The organism is Acinetobacter sp. ANC_7503 (genome assembly GCF_056780035.1).
On sequence record NZ_JBWYJA010000003.1, the window covers coordinates 1 to 21,895 of the forward strand.

At 39.2% G+C, this 21,895-nt stretch carries 23 protein-coding genes; 10 read left to right on the top strand and 13 right to left on the bottom strand.

Translation table 11 applies throughout. The features are described 5' to 3' along the window. The 6 genes from AC1M9M_RS05195 to pcaG form a co-directional block, all read left to right on the top strand. Positions 1 to 500 (top strand): thiolase family protein (locus AC1M9M_RS05195; protein ID WP_481595792.1); only part of this gene is annotated, 500 nt, incomplete at its 5' end. A gap of 62 nt (positions 501 to 562) precedes the next feature. Next, the gene (pcaB, locus tag AC1M9M_RS05200; protein WP_481595793.1) at positions 563 to 1,921 is read left to right on the top strand and encodes a 3-carboxy-cis,cis-muconate cycloisomerase; all 1,359 of its coding nucleotides are present in this window, start codon (positions 563 to 565) and stop codon (positions 1,919 to 1,921) included. Further along, positions 1,918 to 2,700, top strand: a complete 783-nt coding sequence (pcaD, locus tag AC1M9M_RS05205; protein WP_481595889.1) for a 3-oxoadipate enol-lactonase — start codon at positions 1,918 to 1,920, stop codon at positions 2,698 to 2,700. The genes pcaB and pcaD overlap by 4 nt, the downstream gene beginning before the upstream one ends. A 47-nt stretch (positions 2,701 to 2,747) precedes the next feature. Beyond that, entirely contained in the window at positions 2,748 to 3,146 is a 399-nt protein-coding gene (gene pcaC, locus AC1M9M_RS05210) for a 4-carboxymuconolactone decarboxylase (protein WP_035269644.1), read from the top strand. A 35-nt stretch (positions 3,147 to 3,181) separates the two neighbouring features. Next, on the top strand, positions 3,182 to 3,907 hold the full coding sequence (pcaH, locus tag AC1M9M_RS05215; RefSeq protein ID WP_481595794.1) for a protocatechuate 3,4-dioxygenase subunit beta: 726 nt from the start codon (positions 3,182 to 3,184) through the stop codon (positions 3,905 to 3,907). A gap of 14 nt (positions 3,908 to 3,921) precedes the next feature. Then, positions 3,922 to 4,551: a protocatechuate 3,4-dioxygenase subunit alpha gene (gene pcaG, locus AC1M9M_RS05220; RefSeq protein ID WP_092766915.1), complete on the top strand. Its 630-nt coding sequence runs from the start codon at positions 3,922 to 3,924 to the stop codon at positions 4,549 to 4,551. Between the two features lie 119 nt (positions 4,552 to 4,670). Here pcaG and AC1M9M_RS05225 read toward each other — a convergent pair whose 3' ends face one another. The 8 genes from AC1M9M_RS05225 to AC1M9M_RS05260 form a co-directional block, all read right to left on the bottom strand. Beyond that, positions 4,671 to 6,020: an MFS transporter gene (locus tag AC1M9M_RS05225; RefSeq protein ID WP_481595795.1), complete on the bottom strand. Its 1,350-nt coding sequence runs from the start codon at positions 6,018 to 6,020 to the stop codon at positions 4,671 to 4,673. 14 nt (positions 6,021 to 6,034) lie between these two features. Next, complete coding sequence (locus AC1M9M_RS05230) at positions 6,035 to 6,421, bottom strand: PaaI family thioesterase (protein ID WP_481595796.1); 387 nt, start codon at positions 6,419 to 6,421, stop codon at positions 6,035 to 6,037. A 22-nt stretch (positions 6,422 to 6,443) separates the two neighbouring features. After that, positions 6,444 to 6,977 carry a DUF3237 domain-containing protein gene (locus AC1M9M_RS05235; protein WP_481593932.1) on the bottom strand — a complete coding sequence of 178 codons (534 nt, stop codon included), beginning with the start codon at positions 6,975 to 6,977 and terminating at the stop codon, positions 6,444 to 6,446. A 52-nt stretch (positions 6,978 to 7,029) separates the two neighbouring features. Further along, a complete protein-coding gene (locus AC1M9M_RS05240; protein WP_481595797.1) occupies positions 7,030 to 8,283 on the bottom strand; it encodes an OprD family outer membrane porin in 1,254 nt (417 codons plus the stop codon). A 48-nt stretch (positions 8,284 to 8,331) separates the two neighbouring features. Then, positions 8,332 to 9,471: an acyl-CoA dehydrogenase family protein gene (locus AC1M9M_RS05245; protein ID WP_035270077.1), complete on the bottom strand. Its 1,140-nt coding sequence runs from the start codon at positions 9,469 to 9,471 to the stop codon at positions 8,332 to 8,334. A gap of 72 nt (positions 9,472 to 9,543) precedes the next feature. Next, positions 9,544 to 11,430 (bottom strand): feruloyl-CoA synthase, encoded by a 1,887-nt coding sequence (locus tag AC1M9M_RS05250; protein WP_481595798.1) that lies wholly within the window; start codon positions 11,428 to 11,430, stop codon positions 9,544 to 9,546. A gap of 78 nt (positions 11,431 to 11,508) precedes the next feature. Next, positions 11,509 to 12,960, bottom strand: coding sequence for an aldehyde dehydrogenase (locus AC1M9M_RS05255; RefSeq protein ID WP_481595799.1), 1,452 nt, complete (start codon positions 12,958 to 12,960; stop codon positions 11,509 to 11,511). Between the two features lie 49 nt (positions 12,961 to 13,009). Continuing rightward, a complete protein-coding gene (locus AC1M9M_RS05260) occupies positions 13,010 to 13,843 on the bottom strand; it encodes a p-hydroxycinnamoyl CoA hydratase/lyase (protein ID WP_035270071.1) in 834 nt (277 codons plus the stop codon). A gap of 271 nt (positions 13,844 to 14,114) precedes the next feature. Here AC1M9M_RS05260 and mhpT point away from each other — a divergent pair, with 271 nt between their 5' ends. The 3 genes from mhpT to AC1M9M_RS05275 all read left to right on the top strand — a co-directional run bounded on the left by mhpT (position 14,115) and on the right by AC1M9M_RS05275 (position 16,686). Then, positions 14,115 to 15,347, top strand: coding sequence for a 3-(3-hydroxy-phenyl)propionate transporter MhpT (gene mhpT, locus AC1M9M_RS05265; protein WP_092766908.1), 1,233 nt, complete (start codon positions 14,115 to 14,117; stop codon positions 15,345 to 15,347). A gap of 64 nt (positions 15,348 to 15,411) precedes the next feature. Beyond that, entirely contained in the window at positions 15,412 to 15,870 is a 459-nt protein-coding gene (locus AC1M9M_RS05270; RefSeq protein ID WP_179997673.1) for a MarR family winged helix-turn-helix transcriptional regulator, read from the top strand. 126 nt (positions 15,871 to 15,996) lie between these two features. Next, positions 15,997 to 16,686, top strand: a complete 690-nt coding sequence (locus AC1M9M_RS05275; protein WP_035269117.1) for a GntR family transcriptional regulator — start codon at positions 15,997 to 15,999, stop codon at positions 16,684 to 16,686. Between the two features lie 50 nt (positions 16,687 to 16,736). Here the strand turns inward: AC1M9M_RS05275 and AC1M9M_RS05280 are convergent, their stop codons facing one another. The 3 genes from AC1M9M_RS05280 to AC1M9M_RS05290 all read right to left on the bottom strand — a co-directional run bounded on the left by AC1M9M_RS05280 (position 16,737) and on the right by AC1M9M_RS05290 (position 19,263). Continuing rightward, positions 16,737 to 17,678 (bottom strand): PDR/VanB family oxidoreductase, encoded by a 942-nt coding sequence (locus tag AC1M9M_RS05280; RefSeq protein WP_481595800.1) that lies wholly within the window; start codon positions 17,676 to 17,678, stop codon positions 16,737 to 16,739. A 51-nt stretch (positions 17,679 to 17,729) separates the two neighbouring features. After that, on the bottom strand, positions 17,730 to 18,794 hold the full coding sequence (locus tag AC1M9M_RS05285) for an aromatic ring-hydroxylating dioxygenase subunit alpha (RefSeq protein WP_481595801.1): 1,065 nt from the start codon (positions 18,792 to 18,794) through the stop codon (positions 17,730 to 17,732). A gap of 268 nt (positions 18,795 to 19,062) precedes the next feature. Then, complete coding sequence (locus AC1M9M_RS05290) at positions 19,063 to 19,263, bottom strand: hypothetical protein (RefSeq protein WP_035269110.1); 201 nt, start codon at positions 19,261 to 19,263, stop codon at positions 19,063 to 19,065. 352 nt (positions 19,264 to 19,615) lie between these two features. Here AC1M9M_RS05290 and AC1M9M_RS05295 point away from each other — a divergent pair, with 352 nt between their 5' ends. After that, entirely contained in the window at positions 19,616 to 20,065 is a 450-nt protein-coding gene (locus AC1M9M_RS05295) for a hypothetical protein (protein WP_051586611.1), read from the top strand. Between the two features lie 8 nt (positions 20,066 to 20,073). Here the strand turns inward: AC1M9M_RS05295 and AC1M9M_RS05300 are convergent, their stop codons facing one another. Both AC1M9M_RS05300 and AC1M9M_RS05305 read right to left on the bottom strand, forming a co-directional pair. Beyond that, positions 20,074 to 20,973, bottom strand: coding sequence for an alpha/beta hydrolase family protein (locus AC1M9M_RS05300; RefSeq protein ID WP_481595802.1), 900 nt, complete (start codon positions 20,971 to 20,973; stop codon positions 20,074 to 20,076). A gap of 22 nt (positions 20,974 to 20,995) precedes the next feature. Then, positions 20,996 to 21,787: a crotonase/enoyl-CoA hydratase family protein gene (locus AC1M9M_RS05305; RefSeq protein ID WP_481595803.1), complete on the bottom strand. Its 792-nt coding sequence runs from the start codon at positions 21,785 to 21,787 to the stop codon at positions 20,996 to 20,998. Positions 21,788 to 21,895 lie beyond the last annotated feature (108 nt).

Consider the following 21,895-nt stretch of genomic DNA (forward strand, 5'->3'; position numbering starts at 1 on the left):
CCAAGTTAAAACCTGTTGTAAAAGCAGACGGTACAGTAACCGCAGGTAATGCATCAGGCATTAATGATGGTGCTGCTGCGATTCTGATTGCTTCTGATGCAGCTGTAGAAAAATATGGTTTAAAACCTCGTGGCAAAGTGATTGGTGCAACCACCGTTGGGGTTGAACCTCGCATTATGGGCTTTGGTCCGGCACCTGCGATTAAAAAGTTACTGGCTCAAACAGGTTTAACACTAGAGCAAATGGATGTGATTGAGCTGAACGAAGCGTTTGCAGCACAAGCATTGGCGTGTACACGTGACCTAGGTTTAGCCGATGATGATGCACGTGTAAACCCAAATGGTGGTGCAATTGCATTAGGTCATCCATTGGGTGCATCAGGTGCGCGTTTGGTGACGACTGCTCTCAACCAACTAGAGGCAACTGGTGGCAAATATGCATTGTGCTCTATGTGTATCGGTGTGGGTCAAGGCATCGCTTTAATAATTGAAAAAGTTTAACAGCAATTTTTGGACAGACGCTTTATGGTGAAACACATGATGAAGCGTAATAGGGATAAGTTATGAGTCAGTTATATGCAAGTTTGTTTTATCAGAATGATGTAAATATCATATTTAGTGATGAAGCACTCGTAAAATATATGTTGCGTGCAGAGGTTGCACTGGCTCAAGCTCAAGCTGAAGTTGGTGTTATTCCCTTAATTGCTGCTGAAACGATTCAACGTGTTGCAGAACGAGAAATTCATTCCATTATTAATTTTGATCATTTGGCACAGTCCAGTGGTCTCGCTGGCAATATTGCAATTCCATTCGTAAAGCAATTCACTGCTGCTGTGAAAAAAATCAATGAAGATGCTTCTCGTTATGTGCATTGGGGTGCGACCAGTCAAGATATCATTGATACGGCCTTTATGCTGCAAGCTCAAGATGCGTTACAGCTGATCGAAATGCAACTTATCCAGGCTATTCAGGCAACTAAAAAACTGACGATTCAATACCGTGATCAGGTGATGATCGGACGTACATGGTTGCAACAAGGTTTACCGCTTACCTTTGGACATAAAACAGCACGGTGGCTCTCTAGTTTAGATCGAGATTTAAAGCGTGTTCAGCAGTTACAGCAACATGTCTTAACAGCGCAGTTAGGTGGTGCGGTAGGTACTTTAGCTTCATTAACTGAATATGGTTCGGCTGTAGTGAGTAACTACGCACAAAAACTTGGTTTAAATACACCCGTATGTACATGGCATGGGGAACGAGATCGTGTAGCCGAAATTGCACATGTACTTGCAACGATTACAGGAAACTTGGGCAAGATGGCCCGTGACTGGTCACTCATGATGCAAACAGAAATTGCAGAAGTGTTTGAACCGAGTGGTGCTGGGCGTGGAGGGTCATCGACGATGCCTCATAAGCGTAATCCTGTTGCAGCTGCTTCAATTCTAGCCGCTGCAAATCGCGTCCCTGCATTAATGTCAAGTATCTACCAAAGCTTAGTACAAGAACATGAACGAAGTTTAGGTGCATGGCATGCTGAATGGCTAGCGTTACCAGAGTTATTTCAACTGACGGCGGGTAGTTTAAGTAGAGCAATCGATGTATTTACGGGATTAGAAGTAGATCCTGAAAATATGTTCAGAAATTTAGAGTGCACGCAAGGATTAATCATGGCTGAAGCACTGATGATGTCACTCGCACCTCAGATGGGTCGATTGAATGCACATCATCTTGTGGAAGCTGCTTGTAAGCAAGCAGTTACCGAACAACGACACTTACTCGATGTTGTACAAAATAATCCAGAAATATTAGCTATTTTTGATCTAGATCAACTCCGTCAGATTTTTAATCCGCAACATTATCTAGGAAATACTCAAGCACAAATAGATGCGGTACTAGAGAGCGTTCAAGGAAGTACACCATAATGACATTAATCAATAATCGTAATGGTCAGCAGCTTGCGGTCTATCGTTTTGGTGACGATACAAAACCAAGCATCATTTTTTCAAACTCACTGGGCACTGATCATGGCATGTGGCAAGCCCAAATTGATTATTTTTCCAAAGATTATGATGTGATTTGCTACGACACACGTGGTCATGGAAGAAGTAATGTCATTGAAAATACCACAATCATTGATTTAGCCAATGATGTCCTTGATGTACTCAATCATTTCTCTATAGAAAAAGCGCATTTTTGTGGTATCTCCATGGGGGGAGTTACTGGGATTCAATTAGGCATAATTGCACCAGAGCGTTTTAACTCTATTACGATTGCAAATTCAGCAGCAAAAATTGGAAATGCCGAGGCATGGTTGAGTCGTGCAGATGCGGTTGAACAAAATGGTTTGGCTGATATCGTCAGTACTACACATACGCGTTGGTTTAGTGAACAATTTGATTATTTACACGATGTGACAGCTCAAAAAACCATTCAGAGTTTGTCTGTCACTCAACCTAAAGGCTATGCAGCCTCTTGTCGTGCTTTAGCTCAGACGGATTTACGCAATCAACTTGGGAAAATTATTGTGCCTTGTTTGGCATTATGTGGTGGCTTAGATCCTGTGACCACAGTGAATGATGGTGAGTTTTTAAAACAACATATACCTGACTGTCAACTTGCAGTCATAGATGCATCGCATTTATCCAATATTGAGCGACCAGTTGAATTTAACCAAGCATTGCTTGCTTTTATTCAGTCTTAAGCACATCTGAACATCAAATAATTTCAATTTTAAAGAGGAACAACCTCATGAATGATGAAGAACGTTATAAGCAGGGGCTAGAAGTCCGTACTGAAGTCTTGGGTGAAGCCCATGTCGGGCGTTCACTTGAAAATTTAAATGAATTTAATGCTGATTTTCAAAACTTCATTAGTCGTTTTGCATGGGGTGAGGTTTGGTCACGACCAGGATTGCCAAGACATACACGTAGTTTGGTGACGATTGGAATCTTACTTGCATTGGGGCGTGAAGCAGAGCTCAGAATGCATATTCGTGCTTGTTTCAACAATGGCGTCACTAAAGATGATCTTAAAGAATTATTTTTGCATGCGTCTTTATATGCAGGACTTCCTGCAGCCAATGCTGCAATGCATATGGCAGAAGAAGTATTTGCAGAGTTAGGCATTTCGCCTGAGAAAATTAAATAAACGGACGATATTTTAAATTGAATAAGGAGAGATTCATGTCTCAAATTCTGATGGGTGCTTATGCACAGCGAAATACAGATGATCATCCACCAGCATATGCACCGGGGTATAAAACCAGTGTATTACGTTCCCCGAAAAATGCACTGATTTCGATTGCGCAAACATTAACCGAGGTTACTGCACCTCACTTTAGCGCAGAATTATTGGGTCCTAAAGACAATGATTTAATTTTAAATTATTCAAAAGATGGTTTACCTGTTGGTGAACGCGTCATTATTCATGGTTATTTACGTGATCAATTTGGTCGTCCTGTTAAAAATGCTTTGATTGAAGTATGGCAAGCGAATGCCTCAGGACGTTATCGCCATCCAAATGATCAGTATGTGGGAGCTATGGACCCTAACTTTGGTGGTTGCGGTCGAATGCTCACAGATGAAAATGGATTCTTCATTTTTAGAACGATAAAACCAGGACCTTATCCGTGGCGTAACCGTATCAATGAGTGGCGTCCAGCACATATCCATTTTTCTGTGATGGCAGATGGCTGGGCACAGCGTTTGATTTCCCAGTTTTATTTTGAAGGCGATACATTAATTGATAGCTGTCCAATTTTAAAAACTGTTCCTTCAGAACAACAGCGAAGAGCTTTAATTGCGCTCGAAGACAAGAGCAACTTTATTGAAGCAGATAGTCGTTGCTATCGTTTTGACATTACTTTACGTGGTCGTCGTGCGACATATTTTGAAAATGATTTGACTTGATAGGGAGCATCAGGATGAATGGCTGGAAATTTGAAGAATTACATGAAACACCATCTCAAACAGGTGGTCCATATGTCCATATTGGATTAATGCCTAATCAAGCTGGTATAGAAGTATTTGAGCATAGCTTCAATAATCAAATGGTGAAAGATGGCACTCAAGGTGAACGTATTCGCCTCGAAGGGCAAGTTTTTGACGGATTGGGTTTACCACTTCGCGATGTACTCGTAGAAATTTGGCAAGCTGATGCCAATGGTGTTTATCCAAGTCAGCAGGATACGCAAGGGAAGCAGCCAGATCCAAACTTTTTAGGTTGGGGTAGAGCGGGTGCGGATTTTGACACTGGTTTTTGGAGCTTCGATACGATCAAACCAGGTGCTGTTCCTGGACGTAAGGGTTCACAGCAAGCACCACATATCGCGTTGGTTATTTTTGCGCGTGGTATCAATTTAGGTTTACATACTCGAGTTTACTTTGAGGACGAAGCTGAAGCGAATGCGAAAGACCCAATTTTGAATGGTATTGAGTGGGCGCCACGTCGTCAAACACTCATTGCTAAGCGTGAAGAGCGTGATGGTCAGATCGTTTATCGTTTCGATATTCGTATTCAAGGTGAAAATGAAACAGTATTCTTTGATATTTAAACTCTGAACAAGAAATTAAAAAGGTCAGTGATTTCACTGACCTTTTGTTGTTTCTATCAATAGAATTTGATGAAACAACTTATCTTAACAATACAAAGTTATATATTCGTGAGCATAAATTATTGAGGCTCTTTTTGTAAAACGACATATGGTGTATTGACTACGGATTTTTGTTTTAACTTATAGATGATGAAAATGGCAATAGCTGCTAAAACAAATGCAAAACCAAAATTTCCGTACAATTCTAAAGGCGAGTTCCCTAGGTCTAAAAAGTATCCCGCAATGATTGGAGAGAAAATACCACCAAAACGACCAACACCAGTTGCAATCCCCACGCCTGTTGATCGTACATCTGCCTCATAGAGCTGTGTAGAAATGGCATAGATTCCAGCTAAACAGCCATTAATAAAGAATCCTAGCGTTGTGGCAACGATGATTAATATATTTAAATTATCTGTATTGTTCACAAACAATAAAATACAAACGTACGTGAGGATTAAAAAGGCAATTTGATTGATGTATACGCTGACTTTAGAACTAAGAACACCAATGATAAAACTACCCAAAATACCACCCACGCTGATCATCATGGCAGTTTTAATCGATAATGAGTTATCTAGACCAGAACTATTGAGAATTTTAGGTGTCCAGCCCATCACGAAATAAAAACCAAAAAGAATAAAGAATATAGAAACCCATAATACAAGGGATTTAACTAAATACTTGTGGTTAAATATTTCTACGTAAGAAGACTTTTGATTTTCTTTGTATGCTTTAGGGAGTGCGAGAATTGGTTTTTTATGCATTTTAGAGAAAATTTGATTCAATTTTTCCAAAGCATGTTTTGGTTGTTTTAGTAATAAATAATCGATCGATTCTGGTAAAAATTTCAATGAGCAAAGAAAAGCAAATGTAGTAACGAATCCACCAATTAGAAATACTTGTCTCCAACCGATACTTTCTAAGCTATATACAGCAAGTAGTGCTCCGCTAATTGCTCCAATCCCATAACCGGCAGATAATATCCCAACACTAAAACTTTTATATTTAGTCGGAGAATATTCACTGGCCAAAATCATAGCACTGATTTGAACACCACCAATACCAACACCAGTGAAAAATCTGCACAGAACCAATTGCTTAAAATCGGTGGCAAATGCAGATGCAAACATGCTCAAACCACAGATTAATAGACAAAGGTTAATTAAATTACGTCTGCCGATTTTATCTGCGAGAGGTGCAAGTAAAAATGAACAGACGGTCATACCAATTAAACCAGCACTAATTAAAGTTCCTATATTAGTACCAGTTAATGAAAACTCATTGGCAACTGAACTTGCCAAATAAGCCATTATCATGAAATCGAATCCATCGATAATGTATAAAATAAAACAGAAAAAAACGACGAATTTTTGATATGAACTTATTTTGTCGTTATCGACACAGTCCTTTAATTTTAAGATATCCATTCTTTTTTTAATCCTTATAGAACCATAAATGCAGCACTGGTTTTTGCCACTAACTTTCCATGCTGCCAAGCTTCACTTTCAATGCTTAAAATTTTACGTCCTTCTTTGATGAACCACGCTTTTGCCAATACTTCACCAACTTCACATGGTCTGAAGAAATCAATTGTTAAATTAATTGTGGCAGCTGGTTTTTCTGTTTGATTTAAGGCAGCTAAAATGCCCATTGCATCATCAAGCATGGCACAGACCATGCCTCCTTCAACACTTCCCCTAGGATTAGTAAAACTTTCAAGAGCAGTATATTGAACTGAAATTTCTCGCTTTTCCTTGTCCCAGTGAAGTTGATGACCACCCAATAAATGATGAATAGGAGGTAAATTAGATAAAACTTGTTCGTCCATTGAAAAGTACTCCTTTTAATATTTATTTCACTGCAAATGCATCATAGATCACGGCTTTTCCGAGACGCATTGCACTTCCAACTGCAATTGTCTGATTTAACCACGCATATTTTTCTGAGCTAGTTTCAAACTGCATGGTTAACTTGAAGTAATATTGAGTGGGATTAACATCTTCGCCACGACTTAATTGTTCTAGTACTTGTGGTGAAGCATGGCGATAACCTTTAGTTTGTAAATAAATCAGAGCACCATCATCAGTTTCTAATAAATAGCGCGTATCTATATATGCCAAACCTTTGCTATCGACCTTTTGCCAATCTGCACCATTGTTAAGAATACGCCCCTTCAAACTTGGTCCAGAAAAAGTTCCTCCAGTGATTGGGATAATGCGTCTTTGCCCTAAATCTGAAGTTTTACCGAGTTCCCAAACTGGGGCTGTGAGTTCAACATTGAATGTCGCAAGGGGTTCAAGTTTTATGGGTTGTGGTGAATATTGGGTATTTGCCAAACTTAATGTAGTGGTGGTATAGACCAATAAGCCGATTAAATATTTCATACTTATTATCCTTAGAGAGGGTAGGGTTCCTCAGTAAAGAACCCTTTTGTTATTATTTAAATTTCCACGTGTAATCAATATTGATACGAGTTTCATTGGCTGGCTTAATATTGGCGGTAATTGGCATATCATTATCGTAGATCGCGTAACGCGCGCGTAAACCTAAATTTTTTAGTAGGCCATTTTGAACTATGTAAGCTAGATCAAAATCCAATTCATCTTCCGAAAAATCTGTACCACCCAACTGTGGTGCGTAAATATTGCTACCATGGGTATAGCGGGTCATAAAACGAAGACCTGGGATATAGTCTTTAAAATCGTATTCATAACGCAGGCTATAAACACGCTCTTTCGCATTCAAAAACTCACCAGTCCAAGTATCAATTGCTAGTCCAGTTTCTCCTCCAGTTAAGTACGGAAAAGCAGTATCTCCAAAGTGGTGAAATGTAGAAAAGATAAACTTATGGTTTTGGTGTTGAAGTTCTGAATGGCTATGAAGTAAATTATTGTCAACTAAACCTGCTTTAGCAGTCCCATCTTCATCGCTAATGTAGTAACGCAACTGTGTTGTAAAAGTGGATTGATTTGAGATTGGATATTTATAGGTTATGCCTAACAACGATTGGCGATATAAGTCGTTAACATCCATATGAAATGCAGTCAACCGCAATGGATTATGAGTCAAGTCATAATGTCCACCTAAGTAATACAAATAATCCGTTTCTTCAGAAATATAACGACCATTTACTCCAGAGATCTTTATAGCTTCATAATTTGTAGAATCACGTTGATTGACTTCATCAATATAGGATGCTTGGAGATCCAGACCTTGAATATCTTTAGATTGAACTGCAACACCTCGATACGTTTGAGGTAAAAGTCGTGCTGGAGAGCCGACTAAAACAGGAGTCATGGGTTGAAGAGTCCCTATACGTACCTCGGTTTCAGAAACTTTAGCTTTTAAAGTGACTCCAACTTCACCATATTGATCTGCAGGCTCATTGGTTGCCAAGGAACGAATTAAGTTTCCTGTACCTCCATATTTAGCATCAGCATCCAGTTTAAAACCTGCGGTCGCTAATAGATCTAAACCAAAACCAATCGTTCCATCGGTGAATCCAGATTGTGCTTTAAAGATAAATCCTTGTGTCCAGTCTCTTAATGCGGGGTATCTATTCTCAACTTTAAAGTCACGGTCAAAGTAGAAGTTACGTGCAGTTAATTCGACTTTACTTTGGTCGATAAAATTATTTGCAAATACTGGAGCGGTACATAATAGAAGTGGTGTGATCCATAATTTTTTCATCTTTATTTCATCCTGAAATAGTATTAATACATAGAGGTAATCTTTGTGTTATTTTCCTAAAAGTTCTCTTGCAACGATTTCTTTCATAATTTCATTGGTTCCCCCATAAATTTTTTGAACACGTGCATCGACATAAAATCGAGATATTGGATATTCCCGCATGTATCCATATCCCCCGAACAATTGCAGAAGTTGATCAATGACTTCACATTGGGTATCAGTGATGAAGCATTTCAATGCCGCAACTTCGCTTACATCCAATACTCCCTGTTGATAAAGCGACTTACATTTTTCGACAAAGGCTTCGGCTGCTAGAGTTTTAATTTTGGCTTGAGCGATTACAAAACGAGTATTTTGAAATTGTGCAATTGACTGTCCAAAAGCTTTACGTTCGAGGACGTATTCTTGAGTAATTTCTAAAGCACCTTGCAAAGCGCCTAATGCCATGAGTGAAATACTCAAACGCTCACGTGGAAGTTCTTGCATGAGATAGCTAAAGCCTTGACCTTCCTGACCTAATAATTGGTCTTTAGGAACTCTGACTTGGTCAAAAAATAATTCGGCAGTGTCTTGAGATTGAAGTCCAATTTTTTTTAGACCACGACCTTTTTTTACTCCATCTAAATGAGCATCCACCAATAAAATCGAAATACCTTTAGCTCTTGCTTGAGGATCAGTTTTAGCAACTAAAACTATGAGATCTGCATGTTGACCATTCGATATAAACGTTTTTGAGCCATTTACCACATAATGATCGCCATCTAATAAGGCTTGAGTGCGGATGGCTTGTAGGTCTGAACCTGCATTGGCTTCAGTCATTGCAATAGCTGTAACAACTTCACCGGATACCATTTTAGGTAACCAATATTGTTTTTGATCTTCACTACCAATATTCTGGATATAGGGTGAAACAAGTTCACTCTGACCACCGATTGCAACGGCTAACGCAGAGAAGCCCGCTCGAGCCGTTTCTTGAACGATCATTTGTGAATAATATATCGGTGCGCCGTAACCTCCATATTGTTCAGGCACATCGACGCATAAAAATCCATTTTGTCCAAGTTGATCCCAAACTTGTCGAGGCATGAGTCCTTGCTCTTCCCATGACTCATAATATGGGGCGACAAACTCTGCTAGGAAGCGTCGATAATTGTCCCGAAACAGCTCAAAATCACTATCTTTCTGCATAGCGTTATCCTAATTTTGAATGCAACTGTCTAAGCAGCGTTTGGCTAAACGCTGCTGAATAAAAAAGTTGAGTTAATTTCTAAGGGTTGGAATGCGAATAATGAGTGGATTATTGATGTTTTTTTCGTATAACTCTTCCACCATTGCTATGCGACGTTTCAAGATACCACTTTGATTGAGATTGCCTTTATCAGTGGTTTCTCCTGCATCAAGAAGTGGAGGTTCAATCATGAGGTAAAGCATCGAAACAGTGTTTGAACTACCTGTCGCATCTTTATTGAAATCAATTAAAAACTGCTTGAACCACTGTTGAACTTTAGGGTGTAGAAGCACCTCTTTAGCACTAACTAGACTTAAATCTAATCCTGCATACTCAGCGCAATCTGCAATTTTGGGAAATATTAAAAATCCAATCGCACTTAAATTAGAACCAGTAATACAAACATCTTGAATAAATCGATTACCTGTAATGAGAACTTTATTGCGTAAAGTTCCAACATTGACAAAGGTACCTGTATTTAACTTAAAATCTTCAGCTATACGGCCATCATACATGAGTCCCTGACTCGGGTCGGATGGATCCACTAATTTCACTGCATCCCCGGTGCGGTAAAAGCCTTCATCATCAAAGATGTCAGCTTGTTGTTCCATAGGTAGACGCCAGTAATGTTTCATGACATTTTTACCACGAACACAAAACTCAAGTTTGTCACCATAAGGAACTAATTTCACTTCACAACCTGGAGCTGGATATCCAATGAACCCAGCCATTACTTTGGGACCAGTTGTAAACACACATGATGGTGCAGTCTCAGTCATCCCCAAACCGCTCATGATACGAATACGTTCCCCACAGTGTGACTGCGCAATTTGGTCAAGTCTGTTCCAACCAGCTTCTGATAGTGCAGCACCAGCAAAAAACAAAATTTTAACTCGACTAAAAAATTTTTCACGTAACTCAGCATCTTGTTCAAGTGCTACGGTTATTTCTTCCCATCCTTTAGGAACGTTTAAATACACAGTAGGTGCAATTTCCTTAAGATTCCTGATGGTTTCTTCCATCTTTCCTGGAACTGGCTTGCCGTCATCAATATAAATTGTGCCGCCGTTATATAATGCGATTCCTACATTATGACTGCCACCAAAAGTATGATGCCATGCTAACCAATCAACTAATACTGGGGGGGTCTCTTCAAACTCAGGGAAGGTCTGAAGCAGCATCTGTTGATTGGTACATAGCATTAGATGCGTTGTAGGTACCGCTTTCGGCATTTTAGTTGAGCCAGATGTAAATAGAAATTTCGCTATTTGATGTTCATCAATGGTCTCATAATGATCTTTAATATCACTAATTTCAGAGGAGAGGAGTGAAGAGAAAGCAAGGCAATTTTTCTCACCAAGTTTTCCAGAATTCGTAACGATCACAATATCATCTGTATCACAGCAATGTTCAATCGCTTTAGCAAAAGCTTGACCATCATTAGCAAAAACCAAACCTGGTGTTAGAACATCAAACACATGTTTGAGCTTGCCAAAATCCTTAGAAATAAGTGAATAGGCAGGAGAAATTGCAGAGAATGGAATTCCTGCAAGCATTGCTCCCATTGACAAAGTAAGATGCTCTAGATCATTTCCAGATAGAATGACAATAGGACGTTCAGTTGAAAGATGTGAATATTGTTTCAAACTTTGTGCAATACGCCATGCTCGATCTAATGTTTCTGCGTATGTAAGCTTAATCCATTCATCATCATGACCACGTTTTGCTGCGAATACACGATCGGGATGTGTTTGAGCATATTGAATTAAACGGTCAGTAATTTTTTGTGGGTATGGTTTAAGTTGTTCTTTTGGGGAAATATACAAAGTGCCATTTTTAGATTGAAACTCAATCTCGTGACTGCCTAATTTAACAAATCGCTCAGGATATTTATGCGTATGAACCGTCATATTCGACATTGTTTTCACTCCATGTATTTTTAGCTATTCTTTTCCAACGAAAAGAGCTGACTTCATGTCAACTCTTTGAGATATTCGTTAAATAGGGTAGTGACGAGTTTTGGTTTGCATGGTGATCCAACGCAGCTCAGTGAACTCTGCAACTGAGACTTTACTCCCAAATCGTCCATAACCACTTTGTTTCACGCCACCAAAAGGCATTTGCGCTTCATCATGAACGGTTGCACCATTAATATGACAAATACCTGATTCGATACGTTTAGCAACATCTAGAGCTAGGGATAAATCTTGACTAAAAACTGCTGCAGATAATCCAAATTCTGAGTCATTTGCTAAATCGATTGCTTCATCAACAGTTTTAAAACGTTGAACGGTGCACACAGGACCAAAAGACTCTTCGGCATAAATCTGCATATCTTTAGTGACGTCAACTACGATAGTAGGTTGCATCATAGCACCATCAATGCTTAAACCTAGTGGTAAATATGCACCTTTTTCACGTGCATCTTCAATTAAATTTTTGATTCTTGTTGCAGCTTTTAAACTTTCTAGAACGCCCAGGGGTTCTTGACTCTCAAGTGGATTTCCTGCTCTGATATTCTGAACTTTATTGATCAATTTTTCGATGAATTGGTCTGCAATTTTTTCATCCACAAGAACACGCTCTGTCGACATACAGATCTGTCCCTGATTGAAAAAAGCGCCGAAACTGATGGCATTAACGGCTTCGTCCAGGTCCGCTTGCTCCAATACAATGACCGGTGCTTTGCCACCAAGTTCCAGCAACACTGGTTTGAGGTATTTCGCTGCAGTTTCTGCAATTATTCGTCCTACATGCGTTGAACCTGTAAAATTAATTCTTTTAGTCAATGGATGACTGATTAAACGCTCTACAATCTGTGGAGCATCTTGCGGGGCATGAGTAATGACATTGACAACACCATCGCCAATACCTGCTTCATGAAGTACTTCCCCAATTAATCGATGTGTTGCAGGGCAAGCTTCAGATGCTTTAAGTACGACTGTATTCCCACAAGCCAGAGGCATCGCTAAGGCACGAGTGGCTAAGATAACAGGAGCATTCCACGGCGCCATACCAACGATGACACCACATGGAACGCGAACACCCATAGCGATATTGCCAGGAACATCTGATGGAATAATATTTCCATCAATTTGTGTAGTCATGGCTGCCGCTTCTCTCAGCATATTGGCAGCAAGATGGACATTAAAGCCATACCACGTCGCAGTTGAACCTATTTCATGTATTGCAGTTTGAATAAACTGTTCAGTTTTTTGATCCATCAAATCTGCAGCTTTAAGCAATTTTAAACGTCGGTCTGTTGGTGATAGAACAGACCAAGTTTTAAATGCTTCATGCGCTGACACAATTGCACGATCAACATCGCTTAAAGTCGCTGCTGCACTCGTTGATGCGATTGAGCCATTAATTGGACTGATTCTTTGAAAAGTTTGTCCTGAACTTGCTGCAACAGATTGGCCGTGAATAAGTAACTGTACGTTTTGCATGGTGAATGTTTCCTTACATGTCCATCATGACGAAAAAAGTAGATTCTGCTTAAGCAGGACGTTTATAAGTTTGAAGACCTGGTTTGATTGTTTTGTCATCCAAGAATTGCTTCATACCTTGTGCACGACCACCTTCATCATCACGGTAGTTGCATTGATCCAGTTTGGCGTATAAGTAATCTTCGTTTTGCTCCCAAGTCAGCTCACGACAGCGCTTAAAACCATTCTTCGCTGTACGCAGTACAACTGGATTCTTTTCAAGCAAATTATTTGCCAATTCAGTTACTTCTGCACGTAATTGAGCAAGTGGAACACTCTTGTTCACTAAGCCCATATTTGCAGCTTCAACACCAGAGAAGGTTTTGCCTGTCATGATGTAGTACATAGAAGCACGATGACCGACTGTATCAGCCATAGCTTTGCTCACTAAGTTACCTGGAGGAATTCCCCAATTCACTTCAGACAAGCCAAATGTAGCTTCATCTGCTGCAATGGCTAGATCACATGCGACTAGTGGTGAGAATCCACCACCGAAGCACCAGCCGTTTACCATTGCAATCGTTGGTTTTGAATAAAAACGAAGTAAATGCCATTGCCAACGTGATGCATCACGACGAATTCGCTCTTGGAAAATTTCTGGCTGGCTGTCAACCTCACGGAAGTACTCTTTCAAGTCCATACCTGCTGTCCAAGAATCCCCAGCACCAGTGAGTACCAAAACACCTGCTTCTGGATCGAGTTCAAGCGTTTCAAGTACATCAATCATTTCTTTATTTAAGGTTGGACTCATCGCATTTTTCTTTTCTGGGCGATTTAAAGTGACCCAAGCAATGCCAGCTTCAACTTTTACATCAACAGTGGACCAGCGATTTTGATAAGACATGATAAGCTCCTTAGTGTTTGTTTTATGTCCTGTTGGAATTAAGATAATATCAGTTAAACTTACATACAAGTGTTTTTTTGAATTTTTTATAGAATTTTTATAATCTATTGATATTTAATAAAATAATATTTTAAATGAATTTTATTTAAAAAAAAATATTGATTATTTTATAAGTTTGGGTGATATTTTTTGAGTTGCCTGGACGGAGGCAATACATAGGATGTGTATTTTTTTAAAAGTATTTTAAAAGCTCTAAAAGGGACAATAAAAAATGGAACAAAGTGTAAGTAGTAAGACTAAAGCTACGCTTACACTCGTACTGTGTTTCGCTATCGCTGTATTTGAAGGTTTCGATCTTCAATCAATGGGCGTAGCAGCACCACGGATGCGAGCAGAGTTTGGCTTAGATAATACTCAAATGGCATGGGCATTTAGCGCGGCAATCTTGGGTACTTTACCTGGTGCATTATTAGGAGGTCGTTTCGCTGATAAAATTGGGCGTAAGGCAGTTCTATTGACCAGTATTTTAATTTTTGGAGTGATGTCAGTTCTAACGGCATATGCTTCTGATTATACACTGCTTTTAATCATTCGTTTCTTAACTGGCTTAGGGATGGGTGGCGCTTTACCAATGATGATCACCATGGCATCTGAGGCAGTATCAGAGAAACATAAAGGCATTGCAGTCAGTATTATGTATAGCGGTATTCCATTTGGTGGAATGTTGACATCATTCGTGGCAATGGGTTTAGCTGGTGATGCGCAATGGAGACATATCTTCTACATTGGTGGCTTCGCTCCAATTCTTTTAATCCCTTTGCTAATGAAGTATTTGCCGGAGTCTAAAGACTATTTAACAGCGACGAAGAATAAAACTTCTACCCCATTCTTTGAAGTGTTGTTTGCAAAAGAACGGCGTTTTTCCACGATTCAAATTTGGATCAGTTTTTTCTTTACGTTAGTTGTTTTATATTTTTTACTCAACTGGTTGCCACTATTGATGGGTGCACAAGGTTTAGGAAAAACAGAAGCGAACTATGTTCAAATTGGTTACAACATCGGTGGTATCTTCGGGTCGATTCTCATGGGAACTTTACTTGATAAGATTCGCATGAGTACTGTAATTAAATTTATATATATTGGCATCTTGTTATCACTGTGCTGTCTTGCAATCTCTCCAACTGTTGCTTTACTTGTATTGTCTGCTGTGGGTTGTGGTCTATTTATTGTAGGTGGGCAATCAGCGCTCTATGGATTGGCAGCGATGTTCTATCCAACAGAAATGCGTGGCACGGGTGTAGGCGCTGCAGTCGCAGTAGGGCGTATAGGATCTTTTGCAGGGCCCCTATTTGCTGGCATGCTACTGTCGTTAGGTTCTAGTTCAGCAATGGTCATTGGTGCAAGTATTCCACTGATTTTATTTGCAGCTGTTGCGGCTTTAATGCTTGTACGCAAGCCACGAGCAGAGCAGTCTGATGCTGTTCTAAATATAACTACACGTTAAACATATGTTAAAAGTATGATTACGACAGTAGTCATACTTTTGTTCATCTATTAAGGAATATAAAATGTCAGAAGTTAATCATTCGATTCCGACACTGAGCTATATAATTGCAAGGGTTGATCGTATTGTGAGTAAACTTTTAACTGAACGTTTAAAAGACTTAGATATCACCTTATCTCAGTTTACAGCATTGTCAGTTATCGCTGCGAAAGGCAATCTATCTAATGCAAAACTTGCAGAACGTTCATTTATTAAACCGCAGTCTACCAATAAAATTCTACAAGATTTACAAAACCACGATTGGATCAGTAGAGCTTCAGATCCCTCACATGGACGAAGAATTTTAATTAATGTAACGCCTAAAGGATTTGAAAAACTCGAACAATGTCGAAACATTGTTAATGAGATAGAACAAAAAATGTTAGATGGGGTAGATATCCATTTAGCTTATTTAATTCGAAACAATCTAGAGTTAATGGCAACCAATCTTCAAAAAATAAATATTGATGATACGAACTCATAATCACCTCAGTTATCAAAAATAGAATAGTGAATTTCCGGCCTAAAAGAGTCCTTTAAGTCAACAGAGATTGATATTCCAAATCTGACTCGTTAGGATCAATCATGATCAAAAAAATTGAGTAGTTATATGTCTTCAGGGCAGCAAGTGTTAATTGAACTTCGAAAAATGATTATTTCTGGGGAGATTGCAGGAGGTTCTCGTTTGGCTGAAATTCCGACTGCTGAAATGCTAGGTGTATCGCGTCAACCTATTCGAATGGCTTTTCGGCTTTTAGAGCAAGAAGGCTTACTCGTTAAAAATCCAACTCGAGGCTATACTGTTCGAGAAATTTCATCCAAATTAGTTCATGATGCGTTGCATGTACGTGGCGTTTTAGAAGGTCTAGCTGCAAAAACGCTTGCTGAAAAAGGCATGACGTTAGATCAACATCAAACACTTTTGAATTGTATTACGCAAATTGATTCCATATTCAATAAACCAGAATTAACAAGCGATGATTTAGAAACCTACCATCATTACAACACTATTTTTCACAATACTATTATTCAAGGCTCGGATAATGTCGCAATTGTGCAAGCACTCAGTAAAAACAATCAGTTACCTATGGCATCTGCACAAGCACTGACTTATGATAAAAATAATGCGCTGTCTGAAATTCGTCGTTTGCAATATGCGCATATCCAACACTGCTCAATATTCAATGCATTAAAGCAACAAGACTCAGCACGCGCTGAAAGTTTAATGCGTGAGCATAGTCATGTGGTTACTTTAGGGGAGACTATGCGTTCAATATTTCATACAGATGGGTCTATATAAAAAACCCTTCAATTAATGAAGGGCTACACTTGAAAATCTATCGATCCAAATTAAACATCAATGATAATTCGTTGAGATTTGGCTCTTGAGCAACAAGGTGTGAATTGATCATTTGCAGCTTGTTCCTCTTCAGTTAAATACATATCTCTGTGATCAATTTCACCTTCAACTACATCTACTAAGCAAGTGCCACAAATACCTTGTTCACAAGATAAAGGGATACAGATTCCAGCATGTTCTAAAGCTTGTGCTGCAGATTGATCAGCTGCGACATGAATACGTTGCCCTGTTTTTAAAATCTCAATTTCAAAACTGCCATCTTGACTGGTATCAATAGCTTGTGCGCTGAAATGCTCTTTATGTACTTGATGACTAGGCCAAGAGAGCGTATCTGCGGTATGGATCACATAGTTCATAAAACCATCTGGGCCACATACATAAATATGATGATCGATATGAGGAGAGGCAAAGACTGTATTCAAAAGAATATGTGTTTCAGGTTCATCATCAATATGGATGTGGACGGAATCTCCTAGAGCCTCTAAATCTTGTTGGAATGCAATAGAAGCTCTCGTTTTCACAAAATACAGTAATTGGAAGGGCTGATTATTGCGTTTAAGCTCTTTAGCCATTGCTAAGATAGGAGTGATACCGATTCCACCTGCACACAAATATGCATATTCTGTCTCAGGAACCAAGGCAAACAAATTTCGTGGTTCACTAATCTTGAGCTGCTGACCCTCACGAAGTTGTTCATGAATAAATTTAGAACCACCACGTGATAAAGGATCATTCAGGACACCAATGACGTAACGGTGCTGCTCTGAACTACAATTTGCCAAAGAATACTGTCTAATTAATTGATTACCTAAGTGCACATCAATATGTGCACCGGCTTGAAAAGCTGGTAATAATTCACCATGGGTGTTTACCAGTTCGAAAGATAAAATGTGTTCATTATGACGATAAATCTTCTGAATAGTCACATCCATGTGAGTATCGCTCCTTGGTAAAATGAAAAACTGATAAAATGTGGGTTTACTTTAAATAACATTCAAAGTTGTAATTTTCTGCTCATCATTCGTTTGCTCTAAGCTGATCAAGCGGTCAATTACTTTTCGAGATTGAACACCGCCTGCATCAATATTAAGCATTAGCAATTTACGATCAGGATGTCTCAATAAATTCTGTTGCTGTTGTTCAAGCATATCTAAATCTTCCGAGAAAATTTTGCCCTGTCCCTCACGAATTTGGTTAGTTAATTCGATGTTGTCGGGTTGGAAGTGTCGAGCCATTCCCCAGAAATACCAGTGAGACGTTTCCGTTTCGGGGGTAATAAAATCCACAACGATTGAAGACACTTTTTTATTTTCCGGTGCGTTGTAACCACCATGGCCTGCGTGGGCAACACCAACTTCAATATGAACATTGCTAGGTGCATGAAAGTGACAAATTTGCCAACGGTCTACTAGGACATCTGCAGCGAGATTATTACCTTTTAGAGCCATTTGCCAAAATGGAGGTGCATAAATGTTTTCCATATGACGTTCAGTCACAACGTGGTCACCATCAACACGAGTGGTTGGTGCAGCTTCATCGATTTCTTTTTGACCAATGCTGTTTGCATGAACATATGTTTCATGGGTGAGATCCATTAAGTTATCAATCATCAAGCGGTAATCACAGTTGATGTGGAATAGTCCACCACCATAGGCCCATTCTGGATTTTCAGCCCACTCTAAAGTTGGGAGTTGATCTTCACTTACAAGCGATTGGTCTCCTGGCCATACCCAAATAAAGCCAAATTTTTCAATTGCGCGATAGCTTTTATTGCAAGGAAAGCCACGTACACGTTGCCCAGGCATTGAAACCGTTTTGCCGTCACATCCCATCACTAACCCATGATAACCACAGACCAGTTGACCATCTTCAACAAAGCCTAATGACAAAGGTGCACCGCGATGTGGGCAAAAATCTTCAACGGCATGTATTTGGTTTTCTTTTCCACGATAAAAAACCATTTTTTCACCGCAAATTTGTCTTCCTAGAGGCTTATCTTGTACTTCTTCAGGTCGTGCCGCCACATACCAAGCATTTTTTACAAACATGAGTTGATCTCCTTATCAATTGGATCCAATAATTCTATTTTTTAGATAAAAAGTCAATAATAATCTTTAAAACTAAATATTTTGGATCCATTTTTGAGAGAGCATTTAAATAATAATTATTGTTGAGCAAAAATGATGGCAAATCACCATCCAAGAATATGGCGAAATTGATTCATTGTCAGAGAGGGCACGAGGGGTTAATTTATTAAACAAAAAATACTTAAACTTGATGGATTATTGGGATTTTATTTTTAGCTTCATTAGAAAATTAAAATTGACCTAATTTTTTCATTTGACGACGACGTCTCGTGAGCCCCAAGATTTCTTGGCGATCTTGAATTTCTTGAGCAGAATAAGGAAGCGTCTGTTGCAATGCTTCGAGTTGAAGATGACTGTTTTCAATGAGGAAGCAATCATGCTCAACTGGCCATGCACTGGTAATGGGTTTGCGTTTACGGGAATAGTTCATGGTTAAATTATAAAATTTGAGATATGAATAGTGTAGATGCGTATCAAGTTAAACGACAAAACATGTCGTAATGATTTAGAACACTAAGATTTTAAACCCTATTTTAATGAGACCTTTTAATATGCTTTTAAGTGATATTGATTAAGTAAAATTACCTAGATTTACACGGTTTACATAACATGTGGATTTTGAAATGAGTTGTTACGTTTCGTGCCATCGCTCTACTGGTTTTTAAGTTAATATTTTAAAAGTTAAAACTTAATAACACCAAGAAAATTAACAATAAAAATAAAGAAATAATCATTTCTGTAATGAACGATTCAATGAATAATCATCGGAATGAGTAAAAAATATGATGCTAATCGTGGTGTGTTTTGCTTTGGTCAGTTGCTATGCCGTATGGCGACTATTATTACAACCTAAATTGATTATGGGGAATACGCAGAGGCACTTTGATTTAACAAAACTCCTCAAGCCTACTGATCTCAGCCAGCCGGCGCGCTTGGTGTATGATACGGATTCTGTCGAAGATATTCGTATGTTTGATGAGGTTGCAAAATTACTGTTTGAGAAACGTGTAAATCATCGTGATATCAAGTTTGCTCAGCAAATTCAATATGAGTTTTTGAACAAGATGCCATCACGAACTTTATGTCAGATCAATCAATTTGATTTAGGTGAGTGGTCGATTTTATGGGAATATCGTAATCAATCCCTTGAATACTATGTGAGTCAATATGGCATCATGTATCGACATACTGACGCACAAGGGGTAGAGCATCAATCTGACTTTATTCAGTAATTTAGAATTTAATCATTAACTAAATTGAGATAATTTTGGAGCATGTCATCCCAAATTTTTTCTGCGCCTTTTTTGAAATATCCCATGTGTCCAATTGCAGGCATTTGATACTGTTTGGCTGTGATATCAATGTAGCGCATATCAGCAGAACGATAATGTTGCATAAAGGCTTGCCTCGAATTTGGGAGAGCCCAATCATCATCTAATGCTGAAACAGCATAAATTTTGGTTTTAACACTTGCATATTGTGCTTTTAAATCTTGTTGCTCGGGGTCAGCGAAAAAATATAACGGATTCTTGCACCAACGACGCCACTGTTGATATACCCCTAAAGGCAGATCAGAGCCCATATTGAATTTACTCCAAGGTAAATAACCTGTGACTGCGACAATGGGTGGAAACACAATACTCCACATCACGGATACTTTGAATCTTTCTTTGAACGGCATATATCCTGCCCAACCTGCACCTGTACCGTAGCAACACATGGCACTGACTTGATGATGATTAGGGGTAAGTCCCAAGGCTTGACCACCATAAGAGTGTGCAGTCACAAATAAGGGGAAAGTATCGCTAGAAAAGTATTCAATGGCACCAGCGAGATCAAGTTTCCCCCAATCCAAATAACTCATTTTAAAACCTTTGAGTTGTGCTGGAGATGATGCCCCCACACCACGATAATCAAAGGTTAGCACTTCAAAACCACGTTCTGCAGCATACTCTGCAAATCTGCGATAAAAAGGTTGGGGAACCGCCGTCGCTGAAGCCACAATAAGACGTGCAACAGTCTTCACACCAGATGATAGGTAGCGAGTGCCGGTGAGCATATAGTTATCTAAGGCAGGAAACTGAACTTGAGTTTTATTGATGCTTCTTGGCATCTGGTTCACATTTGGAATGGCTTGCATGTCTATATTTCCCGATATTGAACTATTGACCTTTAAAGCGAGGTTGACGTTTTTCGCTCATTGCTTGCATACCTTCGACTGCATCTTCAGATTGTATTAGTGGAAGAAGATGAGTCTTTAACTGATTAAAAGCGTACTGCTCATCATGTGAAATCGCTTCGTGAGCAGCCGTCAAGGTGGCTTGAACAGCGAGTGGAGCAGCTGAAGCGATGGATTCGGCAAGTTCAATGGCACGGTCAAGCGGATCTTGTTCTGTTACTTCAGTAATCAAATGAAGTCGAAATGCAGTTGCAGCATCAAAAAAATCCCCCGTCAATAAGTAGCGCATTGCATTAGACCAACCTGCAGTTTTAACGAAGCGTGAAGTTGCTCCGCCAAAGGGGAGGATGCCACGTTGCACTTCAAGTTGAGTAAATTGGGTATTTTGATGGGCAATACAGATATCGGCATTCAACATCAGTTCGATTCCAGCAGTAAAACAATACCCCTTCACAGCGACAACGACTGGTTTTTTTCGTTTACGACCAGTCGTGCCCCATGGGTTAATCAAGTTCATATCTTCCGAAAATATACCATCTGACATACGCGGCTGAAGCTCAACCAGATCTAATCCTGCTGTAAAGTGCTCTCCATGTGCATAAATCACAGCACAGCGTAAATCAGACTGGTCTTCATAGGTGGTAAGTGCTTGTGAAAGTTCATCAATCATATGACTGTCGAATGCATTGCGCTTCGCAGCACGGTTTAAACCAATCAACATCAGATGATTGCGAATTTCAATGGTTATTCTGGTAGTTTGAGTTGTATTCATCATTATTATTTTCCATTGAGGATATTCTATTTTTAGAGGAGTTTAATGGTTAGGTCAAAACTGTGCAGTTCAAATTGAACAGCGCTAAGTCGTGTTCGTTAAGAATCATGT